Raw genomic sequence first — 21,635 nt, 5'->3', positions numbered from 1 at the left:
ATGCCGGGACCGGTCCTGCACACGGGCGCTTCCGCCACCTGCCCCCACGGGGGGACGCTGAACATCGTCGCGGCGAGCCCGCGCGTGCAGGTGTCGGGCATGCCAGCCGCGGTGCTGACCGATCAGGGGCTCGTTGCCGGCTGCGCCTTTACGGTGCCCACGAACAAGCCGCAGCCATGCGTCACGACGCGCTGGATCGTCGGTGCGACGCGGGTGACGGCGAACGGCCAGCCGCTGCTGATCAATCCGTGCGTGGCGATGTGCCAGAGCGCAGAGCAGATTCCGGGCGGTCCGCCGATCATCACCGGGTCGCAGACGCGGGTGATCGCGACATGAGCCGGCTGGCCTTTCCCTTCGCTCCGGCGATCGACGGGCGGAGCGCCGCCGTTGCCTATGGCAGCGCGCCGCATGTGCGCCAGATGCTGGAACTGCTGATCCTGACGATGGCGGGCGAGCGGGTGATGCGGCCTGATCTCGGCAGCGCCGTCCGCCAACTCCTGTTCGGCGCGGGCGAAGGCGTCGCGGCGATGGCGCTGGAGGCGGCGTTGCAGGCGACGATCAACCAGTGGCTTGGCGACATGCTCGAACTGCACGAACTGGCGGTTCATTTCGACGGCGCCGAGGCGGTGCTCGATATCGAAGTGACCTATGAGGTGCGTTCGACGCGCACGGTCGACCGGCTCGACATCCGCAAGGAACTGACATGAGCGCCGACCGCTACATTTGCTGCGATGACCGGCGCCGCACCTTGCTGTCGCAGCCGCCCGCCAATGCGAGCTTCACCGGCATCGATTATATCGAGATCCGGGCGGGCGAGACCACGCTGCTCCCGACCTTCATCGACGTGATGCTCGTCAACCCGCTGCCGGGCGCCGCACCGGCGTTGACGACAGAAAATTTCCGCCTGGCGGGCGGCGTGCGCTATCCGGCGCCGGCCGATTTCGAACTGCTGCCGCAGGGCGCCGAACCGCGCCTCTACACGCTGGAAGTCGCGGCAGGGCAGCTCACCGATTTCTCTGCCTATCGGCTGGCGATCGTCCGCGGAGACGACGACGGTGCGCCGCCGGCTTTTGTCGATGCGCGGCTGGCGGCGGTCGATTTCTCGTTCAAGATCGGCTGCGCGAGCGATTATGACTGCGCGCCCGATTGCGAGGAAGAGGCCGAGGCGCTGGCCGCCGATCCGGTCTTCGACTATCGGGTCAGGGACTATCAGGGGTTTCGCCGGCTGATGCTCGATCGCATCGCGGCGCTGGTGCCGGGGTTCGGCGGCGACAATCCGGTCGATCTCACCACCACCTTGGTCGAGGCGCTGGCCTATCGCGCCGATCAACTGAGCTACAAGCTCGACTGGGTCGGGACCGAGGCATTCCTGTCGACCGCGCGCAGCCGCACTTCGATCGCCCGCCATGCGCGACTGGTCGATTACCCGGTCGGCGAGGGCGCGAGCGCGCGGCTGTTCGCGCGCTTCCGCGTCGAGGATGCCGCCGCCGAGGGCATGCTGCTGCCCGCCGCGACGCCATTGCTGCTGCGCGAAGAGGGAGCGGACCCGGTGATCGCGGCGTCGGACTATGCGCGGCGGTTGAAAGGCATCGCGACGGTGTTCGAGACCGTCGGCGCGCTGCGCCTGTGGGACTGGCAGGGCAGCATCGCTTTTCACAGCTGGGCGGCCGACGAATGCCGCCTGCCGCGCGGCGCGCTGGCCGCAACGCTGGTCGACGCCAGCCCTGCCGGCGGGGCGCTGGCGGCGGGCGATTTCCTGCTGCTTGCGGAGACGCACTCCCCCGAAAACGGCAAGGCCGAGGATGCCGACCTCGCGCACCGGCATGTGGTCCGGCTGACGCGTGTCACGCCGGTGGCCGACGTTCTGCAACCCGGGCTCAAGCTGGTGACGGTGGAGTGGGACCAAGCCGATGCCTTGCCCTTCGACCTCGTCATCCAGGCCAAGGTCGATGGCGACGCAGCCCCGGCCACGCTGTGCGCGGAAGCGGCGGGCAATATCATGCTCGCGGATCATGGCGCCTCGATGCCGCCCGCCGCGCACCTTGCACTGACCCCGGCCGAGACCGATGCGGTCCGCCCGCGCCTGTCGCCGCCGGCACCCTTCGACGACGGGACGTGGCGGCCGATCCTCGACCGCGGCGATGTCGCGCGCGTGCAGCACATCGACCTCGGCGGGGTCGATGCGGCCGGCCCGGCGGCGGCGCTGGCGCACGTCGATCCTGCCGAGTGCCATGCGGCGCTGTGGCTCGACGATGATTTCGCGGGCTGGGCGGCGCGGCCCGATTTGTTGGAAAGCAGCCGCTATTCGCGCGACTTCGTGGTCGAGGAAGCGATCGACGGGCGCGTGACGCTGCGCTTCGGCGACGACATCAACGGGCTGGCACCCACGGTCGGGACGCGCTTCAGCGTCGGCGGCCGGTTCGGATCCGGCCGTAGGGCAAATGTCGGTGCGGGCGCGATCGGCCATGTCGTGCTGAAGGATTCGATCGCGAAGCGCCGCATTTCGGTGAGCAATCCGCTGGGGGCGCAGGGCGGCGCCGATCCCGAAAGCGTCGCCGACATCCGTATCCACGCCCCCGTCGCCTTTCGCCGGCAGGAGCGCGCGGTCGTCGCTGAGGACTACGCTGCGCGGGCGCGGACGCATCATGAGGTCGCCGACGCCGTCGCGGTGCCGATGTGGACCGGCGCCTGGCAGACGATCCTGCTCTATATCGACCGCAATGGCGGGGCGGCGGTCGATGCTGCATTCACGCGCGATTTGCTGCGTCACATGGAAGATTACCGGCTGATCGGTTTCGACATCGCGGTGCGCGCGGCCCGGCTGGTGCCGCTCGACATCGAATTGATGGTCTGTGCCGCGCCGCATGCGCTGCGCAGCAGCGTCGCGGCGGGCGTGCGCGCGGCGCTGCGGCCCGGCGGCGCCGACCGGCCGGGATTCTTCCATCCCGACCATTTCGATTTCGGGGCGCCGCTCTATCTCTCGCAGCTCGTTGCCGCAGCGATGGCGGTCGACGGGGTCGAGAGCGTGACGCCGCGCAAATTCCAGCGCTTCGGCCGGCTTGCCGACGGCGAACTGGCGGCAGGGGTGATCCGCCCTGGAGCGCTCGAAGTGCTCCAGCTTTCCGACGATGCGAGTTTCCCCGAACAGGGCCGGCTCGGGCTGGTGATGGGAGGCGGCCGATGAGCACTCCCTGCGGTTGCGGCACCTGCGCAAGCTGCGGCGGCGAAGGCGCGGTGCCGCGCGCGCCCGTCGGCGACGCCTTCCACTTCCGCCACGCCGCGATCCGCGACCGGATGCTGCGCAGCATCGCGGGCGCGCGGATCGACGCGGTGCGGCCGCTCGCCGGCTTGACAACGCGCGCGGCGGACGATCCGGCGATCGCGCTGATCGATGCGCAGGCGGCGAGCCTGCATATCCTCTCATGGTATGGCGCGCGGCTCGCCGCCGACGGCTCGATCCTCGCGGGCGCCGACCGCGATGCGCTCGTCCGGCTGGCGGGGCTGATCGGCTATGTGCCGCGCCCCGCGCTGTCGGCGACGACGACGCTGGCCTTCACCGTCGACACGACTCCGGGCGCACCGGAGGCGGTGCGGATCGCGAAGGGCAGCAAGATCGCGTCGGTGCCGGGGCAGGACGAACTGCCGCAGATATTCGAGACCGACGCCGAATTCACGGCGCGGGCCGCTTGGAATGCGCTGCGTCCGCACGGCCCGACCGAGCCGGTGGCGACCGACACGCGGGTGCTGTGCGTCGAAGGCGTTGCGACCGCGGCGAAAGTCGGCGACCTGATCGCGGCGCCGCTGACCGACGATGCCGGCGACCCCCGGCAATGGCGCGTCGGACGCATCCGCAGCGTCGAACGGATATCGGATCCCGCGGTCGACGGCGCGCCCTTCACGCGCTTTCGCCTCGCGCAGCGGCGGACGATCGAAGGCAGCGGCGACGCCGCGCAGGCCGGTGCCGGGCGCGTCATCCTGCTGGCCCAGCCGGCATCGCCCTTCGGCGCTACGGCTCCCGACATTCGCGCCATGACCGACGAGATCAAATGCGCGTTCGGGGCGCGGCCGGACAGCGTATCCGCCGAGGATTGGGGGAAGCGATGCCAGCCCGATCTGGTCACCGAATGGGCGAATTTCCTGGTCGGCACCGCGGGCGATTTCGCGGCGAAGAAGAGCGAGGAGTGCCGCAAGATCGATCTCGATGCCGTGTATCCGGCCGCGGTCATGGGGCGGGTGTGCCTGCTGACGCCGCCCGAATATGTGATGATCGACGGCGACACGCCGCGCGAGACAATGGCGTTGATCGAGCATGTCGAGGAACGCGCCCGAGCCGATTTCCTGTTGTCGGCGAAGATCAGCCAGATCACGCTCGACAAGGTCGAACTCGACCCCGGCAAGGATTCCGGACTCGCCCATCTCGTCCGTTCGCTGGCGATTGCGATCGAGACCGAGTCGCTCAAACTCTATTGTCCGCCGGTCGATCGGGAATTGCCCGATCCGGGCGACACGCTCGAACTTGCCGGGGTTGCGGACTTGCCGCCGGGGCGACGGGTCGTGCTGACCGGGGAGAAATGGGGCGGCGACGGCGAGCGGATCAGCGAAGTGGCGACGGTCGCCGGGGCGACCGTCGCGAACAAGCGCACGACACTGCGTTTCGAACGCCCGGTGACCGCGCGCTTCCGCTCGACCACCTTGCGCGTGCTCGGCAACAGCATCGGGGCGTCGCACGGCGAGACGCCCGTACACGGCGCCGAGATCATCGGTTCGGGCGACGCGGCGAAGCGGAACCAGCGCTTTGCGTTGAAGGCGAAGCCGCTCAGCCACGTTCCCGCGGCGACGCCGCGCGGCTATGCTCCCGCGATCGAGACGCGGGTCGCGGGGCGGGCGTATCGCGACGTGCCGACGCTGGCCGATCGCGGCGAGGACGAGCGTGTCTATACGCTGCGCCTCGACGGCGAAGGGGCGGCGACGCTTCAGTTCGCGGGACGGCTGCCGACCGGGCTGCACAATGTCACCGCTCTCTATCGCACCGGGGCAGGGAAAGCGGGCAATCTCGGCGCCGGACGGCTGACGATGGCGATGGTGCCGGTGCCCGGAATCGGCGCCATCGATAATCCGGTGCGCGCCGAAGGCGGCAGCGAGCCCGAGGATATCGATGCCTTGCGCCGCGCGGCGCCGCAATCGGTGCGCACGCTCGACCGCGTCGTCAGCCTGTCGGACCATGAAGCTTTCGCGGCGAGCTATCGCGGCGTCGGCAAGGCACTGGCAACCGAACTCTATCTCGGCATGCGTTCCTTCGTGTGCCTGACCATCGCGACCAGCGACCTGCTGCCGCCGTCGGCGGGGTCGGACATCGTGACCGGACTCGATGCCGAACTGAAACGCGTCGCCGTGCCGGGCCGGCAGGTCCGGATCGAGGGATTCGACCTGCTGCACCCGTCGATCCGCCTCGCGCTGGCAGTCGATCCCGATCTTGTCCGCGCCGATGTCGAGGTGGCCGTGCGCGCCCGTCTCGCCGACCGTTTCGGGGCGGCGCGGCGGCCGTTCGCGCGCGGGCTGCACCGCAGCGAGATACTGGCCGAGGCGCAGGCGGTCGAGGGCGTGATCGCGGCGCAGCTCCGCCTGTTCACGCTCGGCAGCGGGCAACCCGCCGAAAGCGAGGGGCGGCTGCTCTGTCCGGCGCCGTCGGTCGATCAGGCGACAGGAGATGTCCAGCGTGCGGGCCTGCTCGCGGTGCGCGCCGAAGATGTCGCGTTCGAGGAGCTGGCGCCATGACCGCGATCGTCACCAGCGCGCGGATCGAAGCCCAACGCGACCGGCTGTTCGACTTGCTGCCCGCGCATATCCGCGCCGCCGATGCCGCCGAAGGCTATCCGCTGCTCGCGTTGCTGCAGATACTCGCGGGCGGGTTCGCTGAGGTCGATGCCGAAATCGACACGCTCTACGACGGGATGTTCGCCGAGACCGCGCCCGAGGCGATGCTCGCCGATCTGGCCGCGCTGATCGCCGCCGAACCGCTGCAGCCGTTGCCGGAGGGTACGGGGCAAAGCATGCGCGCCTATATCGCCAACACGCTGCGCTACCGCCGCGGCAAGGGCACGGCGCGGGTATTGGAGGCACTGGCGAGCGACGCCGGCGGCTTCGGCGCCGCGGCGGTCGAATATTATGCGCGGCTCGCGCGGCTGGCGCATATGGCCGATATCCGTCCCGAGCGCCCCGCGCTGGCGGCGCCGGTCGCGGGCGGAACGGCGGCGGCGACGGCGACCGCGTTCGACCGGCTGGCGCGGTTGGTCGATGTCCGTTCGATCGCGCGCGCGGGCGGGCGCCATCATGTGCCGAACGTCGGCGTCCACCTGTTGCGGCCCGTCGCGCCCGAATTTGCGGGGCCGACCGGAGTGGGGCCGTTCAGCGAGGCCGACCTCGCCGGAGTGCCGCCGGCGCGGCCGTGGCGGATCGGCGGGCAGGTGCGCGCGGGCTATTATCAGCTTGCCCCGGTGGAGGGCGAAGTGCTGCGCCTGTTCAACCCCGATCGCCGCTCGCAGGATGCCGAGGGACGGGTGGTCGAGAGCGATCTTGCCGATCGCCTTAAGCGGTTGCCGCTGCATCTGGAGACCGAGGAACTGCGCGAAAGCGCGCTCGAAGGGCGTCCGGCGCGGCTCGATGACTCGCCGTGGTTCGATGGGCTCTCGCGGCCCTTCGCTATCTATCTCGGGCGCACCGTGTCGGGCACGATGCGCTATACGCGCGTGCCACCCGAACGGATATTGATCGCGAACCTCGATGCGCCACCCGCCGACCCGACGGTCCGCACCGCGGCGACGCGGGCGCATCGCTGGTACACCAACGGACCGACGGCGCCGGTGCAGCACAATGGGACGAGCCCGATAGACTGCGGCTTCGATCCGGTCACCGGACGGTTGATCGTCGCCGATGGCGTGGCAGTCGAGGCGGTGCGGATCGCCCATGCCGCGGGCATCGGGCGCGAAACGGGGGCGGGACCGCACGACCGCAACGCCGCCGACGTGCCTTTCGAACTGATCGACAGCCCGCAGGGCAGCATTGTCGTCTGGCTGGTCGGTGCGTCGGACGATCCGCCACCCGCAGGCGTGCAGATCGCGGCGACGCTGGCCGACGCGCTCGCGGCGTGGAACAGCCAGGACCGGAGCGGCAAGCGCGGCTTTATCGTGCTGAGGACCTGCGGGCGCGAGGGCGGCGCGGGGCTGACCGCGAGGCTGGTGGCGGGCAGCGAACTCCATATCGTCGCAGCGCGCTGGGTGAGCCCGCAGGTTCGTCCCGACATTGCGGTCGACACCGCGCGGCTGGGCTATCTGGTGCGGCAAGCGCGGCAGTTCGCAATCGATGCGCCGCTGAAGGCCGAGGCACAGGCGGCGGGCGGAGGGCGGTTGGTGCTCGACGGGCTGATCCTGACCGCGGGACTGGCGCTCGAGGACAGCGCGGTCGCCGACCTTGCTGTGCGCCATTGCACGCTGCGGGCGCCGGGCGCGACCGCGCTCGCTTCGACCGGACCGCTTGCGGGCGGGCGGGTCGAAATCGCCGACAGCATCACCGGCCCGGTGAAGCTCGACGGCAGCGAAGGCGGCGGGCTGGTCATCCGCGATACCATCGTCGCGGCGGACGGTCTGGCGGGCCTGACGATCGACGCCGACGGGGTCGATGCCGACTGGCGCAACATGACCTTGATCGGATCGGCCGCGGTCAAATCGATCGAAGCGACCAATTGCCTGTTCATGGGCCCGGTGACGGCGCAGCGGACGCAGGCGGGATGTGTCCGGTATAGCTGGATCGCCGACGACAGTTCCTTGCCGCGCCGCTTTCGCTGCCAGCCCGATCTAGCGCTTGCGGCGGCGGCCGAACGTAAGAGCGCGGGGCTGACCGATGCCGAAAAGGCGACGGTACGGCTGGGCGTCCAGCCGACGCTGCTCGACACCGCGCTTTCGGAACCAACGCTGGCGATGCTGCACCCGATGACGGGTGACGCGATCGCGCGCGGCGGCGAGGGCGACAGCGAAATGGGCGCCTTCTCGCGCGCCGCCGCGACACTGCGGATGGGTAATGTGCGCAGCCTTTTCGACGACTATCTCCCGTTCGGCAACGAAGCCGGACTGATCGACGACACGCGCTCCAGCGCGGTCAGCATGCGAAGGAACCGGCCATGACGATACGCAGCGACGCAACGAGACTGCGCATTCCGCAGCGCGACGCCCGCGAATTGCGCGCCGTCGTGGCGCGGCAGGGACAGGTATTGCTCGATACCGACATCAACGGGCAGGCCGAAACGCTGCTCGCGCGGGTCGAACATGAGGCGCGCGACATCATGGGGTCGCCGGGGCGGCTGGTGGTCCCGGCGGGGACGGGCGCGTTCGGAATAAGTCTGGCGGGGTCGCCGGCGGCGCCGCTGATCGGCGCGGGCGATGCCTATCTGGACGGCTGGCGGCTCGAAAATCCGGTGGCGTGCACGCTGGCCGCGCAGCCGCACCCCTTCACCGGGACGCTGCCGACTTCGGCGGCGATGGTGCTGAAGGCGCTCGTCCGGCACGTCGATCCCGTGGAGGACAGCAATCTGGCCGATGCGGCGCTGGGCGATGCGCAGGCGTCGGGCCGGTCGGTCAACGACTGGCACGTGTTTCCGCTGACCCCGGCAGTGGTCAACGCGACCTGTTCGACATTGATGTCCGACACGGCGTGGACCGACATGGTCGCGCCTTCTTCGGGCAAGTTGGCCTTTATCAAGAAGACCGGGGGCGGGTCGACCGATCCCTGCTCGCTGACCCCGGGCGGCGGCTATACGCGGCTGGAGAATCTTCTCTATCGCGTCGAGGTGCATGGCGGCACCGCGGTCCAGCAGACCGCCGATGGCCCGCGCTTCGGCATTGCCGGCCTGCGGCTCAAACTGTCGCGGCGTAACGCCAGCCTGATGGCCGCGGTAAAGGCGGTGAACGGCGCGCGGATCGAGGTGTCGCCGCCGTCGCTCGACCCGCGTAACTGGTTTGCGCCTGGGGCGTGGGCGGAGATTGTGTCGATCCACGACGACCTCGCCGTCGTGCCGACGCCGCTGCCCGAGCGCCTGTTCCAGATCGCGTCGGTCACCGACGACAGCGTGACGCTGGTCGAGCCGACGCCGGGCGACGTCGCGCTGACCGGGATCGTCGCCAATGCCGAAAAGAAATGGTTCCTGCGCCTGTGGGACGCAATCCCGGCCGGCGCAAATGGCGCGATGGTCGGCACCGCGATGGCGGCTTTCGCTTCGGGCGGAACCGATTCGGCGGTCATCGAGATTGGCGACGGGCTGACGATCCAGTTGACCGGCGGCGCCGGCGCAAAGTTCCGGCGCGGCGATTACTGGACCTGCGCGGTGCGCGCCGACGGGTCGATTGCATGGGACACCGGCGCCCTTGCCACCGTCGCGCAGACACCGCACGGGCCGCTGACCCGCTACGCGCCGCTCGGCATCGTCAAGGCGGGAACGGTCGAGGACTGCCGCATCCCGCTCGCGACGCTGACGGACCGCGCGCTGCTCTATCGCGGCGGCGACGGGCAGAGCGTGCCGCTGGCCAATGCGACGGGCCTGGTGCCCCTCCCCGCAAAGCTGCGCGTCGCGGTGATGCGCGGCGAGACGCCCGTCAACGGCGCGCGCGTCAAATGGGAGTTCCTTGGCCCGGCGGCCAACCGCGGGGCGCTCGACGACGGCACCGGGCCGCGTTCGATCGATTTCGAGCAGTCTACCGCCGATGGTCTCGCCGAACTGAGCTGGTCGATCGACCCCGATGCGCCCGACGACATTCATCAGGTCCGTGCGAGCCTCGTCGGCGGCCCGAATCCCGGCACGCCGCCTATTGTCTTTTCGGCGCGCTTTCATGCCGACGGCGCGCATGGCGGTTGTTCGACTTTCGTGATCGAGGAGGGGAGCGACTGGGTCGAGACGCTGCGCTTTATCGACTACAGCAGGGATGTCGCGATTTGTTTCCAGCGCGGTACCTTTTCGACTTCGCTGTTCGTCGAACTGAACGGTAAGGGCCATGTCCGCATGTCGGGCGGCGGCGACGGGACGCGGATCATCGCGCGCAAGGGTGAGGCTGCGCTGACCTTCGACGGCTTTGCCAGCGTGACGCTGCACAATCTGCGCGTCGAGACGCTCGACACGCCGCATGCGCCGACGCCGCCGAAGGGCGACCTGGAAGCGTATGAGGAAATCCGCGATCACGAGCGCCATCGCAAGGGCACGATCACGATCCGCAACAGCCCGATCGTCGATGTCAGTGACATGACGCTGCGCTGCGGCGGCGACGTGGCGACCGGCCGCACCTGCCTGACCGTTGCGGGCAACCCCGAAAACCCCGCCCGGCTGGTGCGCGTGCTGCGCAACCGGCTGATCACCGGGTATCTGCAGGACGGCATATTGGTCACCGATTGCATCAGCACGGTCATTGCGCAGAACGAGATGGTCGCGGCCGGACGCGGCAGCAAGCTGAATGACAATCGCCTGATCCACAGCAAGGCTTGGGCGAAAGCCGTCGCGCATGCACTGGTCCGCAACGTGCGCTCGGCCGACCGCGACCTCAGGATCGTCGACGATGATCGACGCATCCTCCTGTTCGGCGATTTCCAGGCCGAGTTCGTCTCGTCGCTGCCGCAGGCCGAATGGGACACGTTGCTGACCAATAATCCCCTGACCGGCGGCACGACCCCGGCGGCGATCAGCGCGCATGTCGAAAGCCTCGCGCGGCGGGCGGGCGACCATGAATCGAGCGCGACGCCGACGCTGCGCCGCTTTACCGCGCTCAGCCGCAAGCGGTCGGTGTCGCTGTCTGAAGCGGCGCGCGAGGATGCGCTGCTCGGCGCGTTGCTGCCGGGCGGGGTTTCGGTGGGTGCGAAGGTGGCCGAACGGCCGCGGCCCGGACGCCGGCCGCGCGCCGCGGCCGGACCGCTGAAGGTCGAGGGCGACCGGCTGATTTACGGCAATGTCGCGATCAACCTGGAGACGCCTGTCGCGCTGGCCGACTGGCAGGCGCTTTTCGCCGACGATACCGTCTATACGCTGAACAGCGACCCCGACGACGTCGCCGAGTTCGAGACGCGGCTGATGGCGGTCGCCTATGTCATGGCGACCGACAACCGGCTGCGCGCGCGTCATCGCAATATCGCGCGCTGGTATGAGGAGAATGCGATGCCGCGCGCTGCGGCCGCACGGCAGGCGATCACTTGCGGTGGCGGCACGCTGGGCGAGGTGATCGTCGACGACAATCGGGTCGAGGGCTTTCTGCAGGGCGTCCATGTCGGGGTCAGTCACGAAGACGACGAGACACGGACCGCGCAAAATGTGCGGATCAACGGCAATGCCATTTATCTGCGACCACCCTCGGCGGTCCACAAGACCTCGTCGGGGCTGTTTGCGGGCAATGTCGAGACGCTGCGCATCGAGCGCAACCTGCTCCGCCGCGCCGATGATGCGCCCGACACTCTCTATCCGTTCGGCATCCGCGTGCACGGCTATCTGGGGCATTTCCTGATCGTCGCGCAGAACCGGATCGAGGCTGCGCGGATTGGAATCCGCATCCACAGCATCGAATCGATCCCCGATAAGCTGTTCGATGACTATCTGTGGCTGGTCGCCGAAAACCTCGTCCGCGGGGTCGTGTCCTACAACGCCGTCCACGCCGATCCGCCGACGCGTGAGCGTGACAATGTGCCGGGTTGAGCAGGCTTCCGATGGTCGCGGAATCGGCTCGATCCGGCGCTGCCGGGGCGCGATTTTCTTAGGCGGAGCAGGGGCAATATGCTAAGAATGCGGCAGCGGCGCTATTCATGGCCATCCGGCGCGTGCGTTTAGTTCGGGTCCGGATCGGTGGCCGGCTTGGTTCGAGTCATTTAGCGACGTGGGGGTTAGGTTAAGAGCCGCCCCCCACAGTCCCCCTCCAGCCTGATCTACCCGCCGAGCACCGCTTTAAGTTCGACGAATTCGTCGAAGCCGAACTCGCCCCACTCGCGACCATTGCCGCTCATCTTGTAGCCGCCGAACGGTGCGAGAATGTCGCCGGCCGATCCGTTGATCGAAATCCGTCCGGCGCGGATGCGCGCGGCGATGCCGGGCAGGTCGTCGCCGTCGCCGCCCCACAGATAGGCCGCGAGGCCATAATCGGTGTCGTTGGCGATACGCACCGCATCGTCGCTGTCGTCATAACCGATGATCGACAGCACCGGCCCGAAGATTTCTTCGCGCGCGATCGTCATGTCGGAGGTGACGTCGGCGAAAACGGTCGGACGGACATAATAGCCGGTCTCCAGACCATCGGGTTTGCCGGGGCCTCCCGCGACCAGCGTTGCGCCCTCGGCGATGCCCTTTTCGATCAACTGCTGGATGCGCTGCCACTGCAATTGCGAGACGACGGGGCCGATGACGGCGTCGCTGGCGGGGCTGCCGATGGTCACCTTCGCGGTTTCTTCGCGGGCGAGCGCGACGGCCTCGTCCATACGCCCTGCGGGGATCAGCATGCGGGTCGGCGCGTTGCACGACTGACCCGAATTGTTCATTACATGGCGGATCCCCGCAGCGATGGCCTTTGGGAAGTCGGCACCGGGGAAGAGAATGATCGGCGATTTACCGCCAAGTTCCTGCGCGACGCGCTTGACGGTAGGGGCCGCGGCGATGGCGACCGCGACCCCGCCGCGCGTCGATCCGGTGAAGGACACCATATCGACGTCGCGATGCGAAGCGAGGGCGGCGCCGGTGTCCGCGGCGCCGTTGATCAGATTGAAGACGCCCGGCGGGACGCCTGCGGCATCGAGAATCTCGGCGAAGACGACGGCGGAGAAGGGGGCGACCTCCGACGGCTTGAGGACGATCGTGCAACCCGTGGCAAGCGCCGGCGCGACCTTGCACGCGACCTGGTTCATCGGCCAGTTCCACGGCGTGATCAGCCCGCAGACCCCGATCGCTTCCTTGCGGATGCGGGTCGTACCGCGCTGTTCCTCAAAGACATAATCGGCGAGCACCGTGATCGCGGCCTCGAAATGCGACAGCCCGCTTTTCGTCTGTCCGCCCGCAGCCAGCGCGGCGGGGGCGCCCATTTCGAGGGTGATCGCCGCCGCGATATCGGCCTCGCGCCGCCGATATTCCTCGACGATTCGGGTCAGCAGCGCCAGCCGTTCTGCGCGGGTCGTGACGCTCCAGGTCGCGAAGGCGCGCCTTGCCGCCGCGACGGCACGGTCGACATCGGCGGCGCCGGCTTCGGCGACACGGCCCGCGACCTGTTCGGTGGCGGGATCGATGACGTCGATCGACCGCGGTTCGGCGGACGCCACCCAGGCGCCGTCGATATAGAATGTCCCATGGTCGCGCATCGCGGCCCTCCTGCTTCGATTTTGTGAGGTGAGGTTAAGCGGCGTCGGGTGCCGCATCGCGGCGTGCCGACCACAGCATGCTGATCGCCGCATAGGTCGCGACGACGATGACCAGCCAGCGCAGCCAGTCGAGCGGCAGCGACTTGACGAGATAGGCGGCGATCAGGACAGCGGGTATGCCGCCGATCGCCAGCCCCAGCGCCGCGCGCAGGCTGTAGCGTCCGCTCGCGACGAAGCGTGCCCCGCCCACCGGCATCAGAAAGGCGCAGGACCCCATCATGATCGGAAAGGCGACCAGCGGGTTCATGCCGAGCAGGCTGACGAGGATCAGGCATGGCGCATAAAGGCCGACGCCGAGCATCATCAGCGCCCCGAGCACGAAACTGGCACCGATGGCAAAGGCCAGCTTGCCGCCGTGGAGCCCCCTCGGCAACCCCGCCGCCGGGCATCAGGCCGAGCAGGGTGACGAGGAACAGCGCCGAGGCGCAGAGCAGGGCGATCCCCATGCCGATCTGGATCGCGCGCCGCGGCAGGCGTGCGACGAAGCCGACGCCCAGCCAGGCGCCTGCCACCGCGGCGACGATCATGCCGACGAGCGTCGCCGGCTCGACCGAGACGATCGCGATGAAGATCAGTGCCTGCGTGATCGTCGGCAGCGCATGGCCGACGTTGAGCGTGCCGGGTATTTTCTCGTCGGCGACCCGGCCCGTCAGCTTGAAGGCGGCGGTGGTCGAAGCGAAGGAGCCGACTCCCAGCGTGTCGAAGAAATTGGCGACGAAACCGATCGCGATATCGACCGGGCCGGGCCGGCGCCCGGCAGGCGGCGCATCGGCCACGCGCCGTTCGAGCTGCCACCAGCGGAGGGCGAACCACAGGGCGGCAATGGCCAGCGCGGCAAGGATCAGATGGGTGATCGACAGGCTCATGCGACCGGCTCCTTGCCATGCGGGAGGCGCGCCGCGCGTTTGACCGGCGCGGTTTCGGGAATGCTGTACATCGCGATCAGGCCGACGACCACGCCGCCGATCATATACCAGGCGGGGGTCATCGGGCTACCGGTCAACTGGGTCAGCCAAGCGACGGTGAATTGCGCCGATCCGCCGAAAACCGAAACCGCGAGGGCATAGATCAGGCCGAGCGCGCCCGAGCGCACCCGCTGCGGCAACGATTCCGCGATCACGACGAAGAAGACCGACGAAGCGAAGGTCGAACAGATCGCGAGGATCGCGCAAGCGGCATAGAGCGCAGTTGCCGTCCGTTGCTGTTCGAGAAGCTCGAAACAGGGGAAGACGGCAAGGGCGAGCGCGATCCACGGCACCAGCATCACCGGCTTGCGCCCGATGCGATCCGATAGCGATCCGGCGAGCGGCGCGCAGATCGCGCCGCAGAGACCGACCACCACCGTCGCGCCGAAGGCGAACTGGGTCGTCATGCCCAGCGTCGCGCTGGCATAGGTCGTCATATATTTGAGCAGATAGTTGGTTGTCGTCGCTGCGGCGACAAGGCAAACACCTGCAATCGCGATACGGCGATAGCTGACGGCGATTTCCACCGGCTCGGCCGCAGCTTCGGGATGAAGCGTTTCGACGAGGGTGCGGCGCAGGACGAGGCCGATCGGGATGATTGCCGCGCCGAGCAGCAGCGCGATGCGCCAGCCCCATGCGTCGAGCATCGCGTCGCTCATCAGGGTCGAAAGAAGCAGTCCGATCGTGCCCGCGGTCAGGGCCGAGAGATCGGCGCTCATCGCCTGCAGCGAGGTGTAGAGGCCGCGCCGGTTCGCCGGGGCCGCTTCCATCAGAAAGGCCGTGGCGGCGCCGACCTCGCCGCCGACCGCAAAGCCCTGGATCAGGCGGCAGAGCACCACCATCACCGGCGCGGCGACACCGATCGCGGCGTAGGACGGAATGAGTGGCAGCGCGAGCGACGCGAAGCCCATCAGCCCGAAGGAGACCAGCATCGCCGGCTTGCGGCCGACCCGGTCGGCGAAGCGTCCGAGCAGGATCGCGCCGAGCGGCCGGGTCAGAAAGCCGACGCCGAAGGTCGCGAGCGACGCAAGCAGGCTGAGCCCGGGCGTGTCGGTCGGAAAGAAGGTCCGCCCGATCTGCGCCGCGAAATAGGCGTAGGTGACGAAATCATAGAATTCGATCGCGTTGCCGAGGCACACCCCGGCGACCTGCTTCTTCGACGCCGCAGCCGGCGCTGTCCCCTCCGCGCCCATAGCCTATTCTCCCCACACCGCTTCGTAGACGCGCAGCCAGTTGTCGCCGGTCAGCTTGCGCAGTTCGTCGTCGGTCCACCCGCGCTGCGCGAGCCCCGCCACGACATTCGGCAATTCACCGATATTTTCGAAGCCCTTCACATAATCCCACGGCAATTCCTGCGTATAGGCTTCGGCCGCCATCAGGATCACGTCGGCCGGGGTCAGCGGCCCGACGTCATTGTTGCGGCCTTCGAGGAAATCGGGACCGAGGCCGATGTGATCGACACCGATCAGCCGTTTCAGATAATCATATTGGTCGAGATGCCGGTCGAGGCTTGCCTGCGGCGAACGGACGAGCTTCGCATCGCTGGCCTTGCGGACATGGAAGTCGCTGAACGCGGTGACGCCGACCACGCCGCCGGTCCTGGCGATCGCCTCGAACATCGCGTCGGTGGTGCAGCGCGGATTGTCGTTGAGGGCGCGCACATTGGTGTGGCTGCAGATGACGGGAACCCCTGACGAGATGGCGAGCGCCGCGAAGGAGGTCTTCTCGTTCGTGTGCCCGGCGATGTCGAGGACGAGATTTTCCTTGTGGATCGCCTCGACCAGCCGGTGGCCGGCGCGGGTCAGCCCGGCGTCGGGTTCGAGGCAGCCGCCGCCGAACGGGTCGGCAAGATTGTAGGATATGCCGCAGATGCGCAGGCCAACCTCCCGGTAAGCACGCAGATTGCCGAGCTGGGGCTCGCCGCCCACGATCAGCCCGCCCGCCGACTGCCAGCCCGCAATATGCGAGAGGCGCCCTTCGCTCTTGAGGCGCCGGATGTCGCGCACGCTGCGCGCTTGGCCGATCTCGGCCTTGTAGTCGTCGAAGAAGCGGAACAGGCTGGCGAAGGACGCGAAATCGTCGCCGACGCTCTGGTGCCAGCAATCGACGCCGCCCTTGCGAAGCATCGCGAGAAATTCGGGCGAGCGTGCCGAGGGATCGAGTCCGTTGACGACGATCCGCTGCCCCGCCGGCTTTGCCTTGGCGAACGCGCCGCCGGGGATACCGAGCGCCGCTCCCGCCGCGAGCGCGCCGCTCAGGACGGCGCGGCGGCCGGGATCAGCCGACGCGGGCAAGGAGCCGCCCTCCGTCCGCGAGGAAGCGGGCCTTGCCGTCCGCTCCCGGCTTCACGAAGCGGAGCAGCCCGGGCTTGACCCCCGCAAAGGGCGAGGGCCGTTCGAACAGGTCGTCGCCCAGCGATACCAGTTTGAGCGCGGGCTTTTCCATGTCCGAATTGTCGTAGGTGCCGATCTTGTCATAGGTCCGCAGCGTGAGCGCGCCGGCCTCGGCAGCGATCACATAGCGGTCGGCGTTGTTTTCGTAAGTTCCGGCATAGCGCGCCGGGTCGATGCGCTTGCTGCTGGGTCGGGGTGGGGCAGGGGGCTGAAGGCCTGTCCAGCCGCGCGTGATCGGGTCGAGAAAGGCGTCCATCAGGGCGTCGCCGCGGTCGCAATTGGTCAGCAGCGCCGCCACGCGGCCGGTCGCCGGATGCGCGACGAGCATCGACCGCACGCCGGGACCGCCGCCGCCATGGCTGACGAGGCCGCCGGGCTGGAGGCTCCAGCCGAGGCCATAGCCGTGCGATTCGGCGCCCATGGCGACATATTCGCTCGTCTTGGTGGTCATCGCCCGGGCCGATGCCTCCGACAGGATGCGCGTGCCGTTGGTGCCGACCCCGCCGCCGATCAGCGCGCGGGCGAAATCGACGAGGTCGGTCGAAGTGGTCATCTGCGTCGCGCCGGCGGGCGCAAAGCTGGGCGCCAGGAAGGGCCGCTTGGTCTGGAACATCTTGCCGGTCGTGTAATCGGTGAGGTCGCCGATGCTGGTCCGGAAGCGCGGGACATCCAGCGGATCGACCAGCGCATGCGCCATGCCAAGCGGTTCGTAGATGCGTTTCCTGACGAGCGTGTACCAGCTCTCCCCGCGCAGCTTCTGCGACAGATAACCGGCGATCACCGTCGCGACATTGTTGTACGAGGTCTCGGTCCCCGGCGCGAACAACTGGCCGAGACCGGCGCAGCGCTCGATCGTGTCGACGATGCGTTCCTGATCGGGGCCATATTCGGGCAGCCATTCGCCGTCGATGCCGCTGGTATGATTGATCAGCATCTTGCACGTCACGCGGCCGAGCGCATCCATGTCTCGGGTGCGCAGTTCGGGGATATGCTTGAGGACCGGATCGTCGAGGCCGATCAGCCCGTCGTCGACGAGCTGCATCACCAGTGTCGCATTGGCGACCTTGGTGATCGAACCGACGTGCATCAGCGTGTCGGGGGTGACCGGATCGCCGGCGACGCTGTTGCGGAGCCCGGCCACGGCGCTGTGCAGCGTGCTGCCGTCCCAATAGGCAAAGGAGGCGCCGGTGATGCGATGCGCATCGACCGCGGCGCGCAGCGCTTCCGCAAAATCGGGGGAGTGCGTCGTATCGGAATGCGCGGGCATCGCGGCCGCCGTGTCGGGAGCCGCCGTGATGCCGCCCGCCGCGACCAGCGCGGCGCCCGTTTTCAGAAATTCCCGCCGAGTCGACATCTGCCTTCTCCCACCCGAGCCGCGCCGCGCGCGCCTTCCTGTTTGACCGGTTTTCCCGGCGCTGCACCGCCAAAAATCCGGCGGAGGAATTTTTTCATTTCAAAATTGGATAAAATGTCCTAAATGCAGATCGACTGTTAGCCATTGGGGGATTGTCATGTCAAGACTGCGCACCACGAACTGCCGCACCGTCCGGATCGGACTGATGGGGAGCGCCGCCGCCGGCGTCCTGTTGTCGGTGCTGGCACCGGCCGAAGCCATGGCGCAGGGCGCCGCCGCCGAAGATACGGACGAGATCGTCGTTACCGCGACGCGGCGCGAGACCACGGTTCAGGATACGCCGATCAACATTGCCGCGGTAACGGGCGACCAGCTCGAGCGCGAGGGGTTGAGCTCGATCTCCGAAGCGACGCGCGCGGTGCCCGGGATCACCATCATCGATCAGGGCTCGCGCGGCGCGAGCCAGATCATCGTGCGCGGGCTCAACGCCGAACCGCTGGGCAATAATGACGTGGCGAACGACGGTGGCGGCACGGTGGCGACCTACCTCGGCGAAACGCCGGTTTTCGTCGAGCTGAAGCTCAACGATATGGAGCGGATCGAAGTGCTGCTCGGGCCGCAGGGCACGCTGTACGGTGCCGGTACGCTGGGGGGCGCAATCCGCTATATTCCGCGCCGCCCGCAATTCGACGCCTTCTCCCTCGATGTGCGGGGCGACGTCTATAAATATGACGCCGCAGGTTCGGCGAGCTTCGATGCCGGGGCGACGATCAATATCCCCATCGCGCCGACGTTCGCGATCCGCGCGTCGCTCGACCGGCTCGAGGATTCGGGTTTCATCGATCAGCCTTTCGTCGTGCAGACCCCGGGGGTGTCGCTGCCGAATGCGCTGGCCACGCCCGCCGAACGCGCGGCGAATTTCCGGCGCGTCAAGGATGTGAACTATGAGGATGCCTGGTCGGGCCGCGTCGCGGCGCGCTGGCAGCCATCGGCGGCCGTCGATCTGAATCTCACCTATTATTTCCAGTTCCAGGACAGCGGCGGCCGCCAGTCGTCGTCGGCGCGTCTCACCAATTTGCCCGTCACCGTCGGCAAATATGAATCGGCGCTGCGGGTCGAGGAACCGTCGAAGCGCGACAACCAGCTGGTGGCGCTGGAGGCGAGTTTCGACCTCGGTTTCGCGACCCTGACCTCGGCGTCGAGCTATTCGGACTATCGTTCGCGGGCGCAGCGCGATCAGACCGACCTCGCGATCCAGCTCGGTTTTGGATACGAAAATTTCGATCCGCTCGTCGATTACACCGACGAACGCGTCAAGGAAGAACGGATCAATCAGGAACTGCGCCTCGTTTCGAGCGGCGACGGCCCGTTCAACTGGACGGTCGGCGGTTTCTACAACAAATATAAGCAGCGCATCGACTATGCCGAGTTGATCCCCGGATTCTATGTCGGCGACCTGCGCGACTATATCTCGCTCGACCTGCGCAAGCGCGAGGAATATGCCGTTTTCGGCGAGCTTTCCTATGATGTGACCGATGCGCTCAACGTCACCGTCGGCGGCCGCTATTATAAATATGACCTCGTCACCTCGGCCCAGTTCGCCTTCGGGCCGGTTCCGCCTTCGGGTCCGGTGTTCTTCCCGGCGACCCCGGGCGGCCAGAAGGACGACGGCGTGCTCGGCAAGTTCAACATGTCGTATAAATTCTCGCCCGACGTGCTCGGCTATCTGACGATCAGCCAAGGGTATCGCGGCGGCAATTCGAACGGCATATCGCCATGCCCGACGCCGCTGCCTGTCGATGTCTTCGTATGCGGCCAGCCGAACGAACTCGCCTATACGCCCGATACGACGACCAATTACGAAATCGGATGTGCAGGTCCGCTCGTCGACGCAGATCGGGCAGGTCGGCATCACCGTCAACGGCAATGGCGCGTCGAGCAAGGGCCTCGAACTCAGCCTCGATGCGCGGCTCGCCGAGGGGCTGCGCCTGCGGGGCAGCTATGCCTATACCGACGCGCAGCTCGATGAACTGTCGCCCGACCTGATCGCCACCATCGCACCGCCGGGCTTCGATACCGTCTACATCGACGGCCAGAAGGGCGACCGCCTGCCCGGATCGGCCAAGCACCGCGGTAGCGTGTCGCTGTCCTATACGACGCCGGTCAGCAACGCGCTCGATCTCGATATGGGGTGGAGCACGACCTTCTCGGGCAATGTCCTCACCACGACCGGGGGACGCGGCGGGAGCCTGACCTTGCCGTCCTATTCGATCAGCTACGCGCGGATCGGCCTCGTCAACAAGGACGATGGCTATTCGGTCACGCTCTATGCCGACAATATCTTCAACGAATATGCAGAGGTCGGTGTCCGCGATTCGGCGCTCTATAACCAGAATGTGGTCAATGCCGGCGGCAATACCGTCTATTTCCGCCGCTTCTCGACCTCGGTCGCGCCGCCGCGGCGGGTCGGCCTGCGCTTCACGAAGAGCTTCTGATCCGATAGGCCTCGCCCGTAAGGGCGGGGCCTTTTCTTGCTGGGGGAATGAATGAAGCGTCGCGGTCTCCTAGTGTCGCTGGCGGTGTTGGCCTTCGCGGGTGTCGCGGCCGCGCGGTTCGCACCCTATCTCTACGTCGAAAGCTGGCCGCTGCTGAACGACCCGGTGACGGCGATGTCGCCCGACCCCGTCAGGATCGCCAAGGGCGGGATGGCGGACGACTATTTCGCGGTCGAGGAATTGGGTGAGGGCGTTTATGCGATCGGCGAGCCGCGCTATTATCAGGCGAATTATTCCTATCTGATCGTCGGCGATAAGCGCGCGCTGCTGTTCGACGCGGGCTCGGGCACGCGCGACATGCACCCAGTGGTCAAGGGCCTGACCGACCGGCCGGTGACCATATTGCCGTCGCATCTGCACTATGATCATCTCGCGGGCATCGGCGCGGGCGACCGTGTTGCGATCGTCGACCTGCCGTCGACCCGCGCCGACGTCGCCGGAAACCGTTTCAGCCCCGGCCGTTATCAGTTCCTCGGTATGTTCGACGGTCTTAAGACGCCGGCGTTCGAGGTGGCCGAATGGATCAAGCCCGGCGCGACCATCGATCTTGGCGGGCGGACGCTGCGCCTGCTGTCGACGCCCGGGCATACACCGCAATCGGTATCGCTCTACGATGCGGTCGGGGGCCGGCTGTTCACCGGCGATTTCATCTATCCGACGATGCTTTACGCTTTCCTGCCCGGCGCGAACCGGGCCGACTACCGGCAAACGGCGCAGCGGCTGTTGAAGGAACTACCACCCGAAACCCGGCTGTGGGCAGCGCATTGCTGTCGCCGGAACGAAGGCTATGCCGCGCCCTGGCTGACCATGAAGGATCTCGCGGACCTCGATCGCGCGCTGGGCCGGATCGATGCCGGGACGCTGGAGGCGACCGGTTTCTTCCCCAGACGCTACCGCGTCAACGACCAGATGGATATCGGGACGACGCTGTCGTGGATCGGCTCCTGAC

Annotated in this window: 13 protein-coding genes and 1 pseudogene; 8 read left to right on the top strand and 6 right to left on the bottom strand. The window is 67.7% G+C overall.

Annotation, left to right across the window (positions count from 1 at the left end; translation table 11 throughout):
• Genes LH19_RS11890 through LH19_RS11865 form a run of 6 tightly spaced genes read left to right on the top strand, consistent with a single transcriptional unit; the run spans position 1 to position 11,716 of the window.
• Complete coding sequence (locus LH19_RS11890; RefSeq protein WP_054728161.1) at positions 1-336, top strand: hypothetical protein; 336 nt, start codon at positions 1-3, stop codon at positions 334-336.
• A complete protein-coding gene (locus LH19_RS11885) occupies positions 333-707 on the top strand; it encodes a GPW/gp25 family protein (RefSeq protein WP_054728159.1) in 375 nt (124 codons plus the stop codon). The genes LH19_RS11890 and LH19_RS11885 overlap by 4 nt, the downstream gene beginning before the upstream one ends.
• The gene (locus LH19_RS11880; protein WP_054728157.1) at positions 704-3,184 is read left to right on the top strand and encodes a baseplate J/gp47 family protein; all 2,481 of its coding nucleotides are present in this window, start codon (positions 704-706) and stop codon (positions 3,182-3,184) included. The genes LH19_RS11885 and LH19_RS11880 overlap by 4 nt, the downstream gene beginning before the upstream one ends.
• A complete protein-coding gene (locus tag LH19_RS11875) occupies positions 3,181-5,775 on the top strand; it encodes a baseplate J/gp47 family protein (protein ID WP_054728155.1) in 2,595 nt (864 codons plus the stop codon). The genes LH19_RS11880 and LH19_RS11875 overlap by 4 nt, the downstream gene beginning before the upstream one ends.
• Positions 5,772-8,177: a hypothetical protein gene (locus tag LH19_RS11870; protein ID WP_054728153.1), complete on the top strand. Its 2,406-nt coding sequence runs from the start codon at positions 5,772-5,774 to the stop codon at positions 8,175-8,177. Before LH19_RS11875 ends, LH19_RS11870 begins: the two co-directional genes overlap by 4 nt.
• Positions 8,174-11,716, top strand: a complete 3,543-nt coding sequence (locus tag LH19_RS11865) for a DUF6519 domain-containing protein (protein WP_054728151.1) — start codon at positions 8,174-8,176, stop codon at positions 11,714-11,716. Before LH19_RS11870 ends, LH19_RS11865 begins: the two co-directional genes overlap by 4 nt.
• 227 nt (positions 11,717-11,943) lie before the next feature.
• Here LH19_RS11865 and LH19_RS11860 read toward each other — a convergent pair whose 3' ends face one another.
• The 6 genes and pseudogenes from LH19_RS11860 to LH19_RS11840 all read right to left on the bottom strand — a co-directional run bounded on the left by LH19_RS11860 (position 11,944) and on the right by LH19_RS11840 (position 18,131).
• Complete coding sequence (locus tag LH19_RS11860; protein ID WP_054728149.1) at positions 11,944-13,359, bottom strand: aldehyde dehydrogenase family protein; 1,416 nt, start codon at positions 13,357-13,359, stop codon at positions 11,944-11,946.
• A gap of 34 nt (positions 13,360-13,393) precedes the next feature.
• Positions 13,394-13,792 carry a TSUP family transporter gene (locus LH19_RS29200; protein ID WP_201258432.1) on the bottom strand — a complete coding sequence of 133 codons (399 nt, stop codon included), beginning with the start codon at positions 13,790-13,792 and terminating at the stop codon, positions 13,394-13,396.
• A gap of 103 nt (positions 13,793-13,895) precedes the next feature.
• A pseudogene (locus tag LH19_RS29870) lies at positions 13,896-14,285 on the bottom strand (hypothetical protein); the annotation flags it as partial.
• The gene (locus tag LH19_RS11850) at positions 14,282-15,577 is read right to left on the bottom strand and encodes an MFS transporter (RefSeq protein WP_054728147.1); all 1,296 of its coding nucleotides are present in this window, start codon (positions 15,575-15,577) and stop codon (positions 14,282-14,284) included. The pseudogene LH19_RS29870 and the gene LH19_RS11850, both read right to left, overlap by 4 nt.
• 3 nt (positions 15,578-15,580) lie before the next feature.
• Complete coding sequence (locus LH19_RS11845) at positions 15,581-16,678, bottom strand: dipeptidase (RefSeq protein ID WP_054728145.1); 1,098 nt, start codon at positions 16,676-16,678, stop codon at positions 15,581-15,583.
• Positions 16,662-18,131 (bottom strand): serine hydrolase domain-containing protein, encoded by a 1,470-nt coding sequence (locus LH19_RS11840; RefSeq protein ID WP_054728143.1) that lies wholly within the window; start codon positions 18,129-18,131, stop codon positions 16,662-16,664. Before LH19_RS11840 ends, LH19_RS11845 begins: the two co-directional genes overlap by 17 nt.
• Positions 18,132-18,288: 157 nt before the next feature.
• On the opposite strand from LH19_RS11840, the gene LH19_RS11835 reads away from it, so the two are divergent.
• Together LH19_RS11835 and LH19_RS11830 are read left to right on the top strand one after the other, a co-directional pair.
• Positions 18,289-20,160 carry a TonB-dependent receptor gene (locus tag LH19_RS11835; protein WP_054728141.1) on the top strand — a complete coding sequence of 624 codons (1,872 nt, stop codon included), beginning with the start codon at positions 18,289-18,291 and terminating at the stop codon, positions 20,158-20,160.
• Positions 20,161-20,677: 517 nt separating this feature from the next.
• Positions 20,678-21,634 (top strand): MBL fold metallo-hydrolase, encoded by a 957-nt coding sequence (locus tag LH19_RS11830; RefSeq protein WP_054728139.1) that lies wholly within the window; start codon positions 20,678-20,680, stop codon positions 21,632-21,634.
• The last annotated feature ends 1 nt before the right edge of the window (position 21,635 follow it).

The sequence above is a fragment of the Sphingopyxis macrogoltabida genome (assembly GCF_001314325.1).
In the GTDB taxonomy this organism is placed as follows: Bacteria; Pseudomonadota; Alphaproteobacteria; order Sphingomonadales; family Sphingomonadaceae; genus Sphingopyxis; species Sphingopyxis macrogoltabida.
The sequence above is the reverse complement of the archived record's forward strand: the minus strand, read 5'-3'. Positions and strand labels throughout refer to the sequence as shown.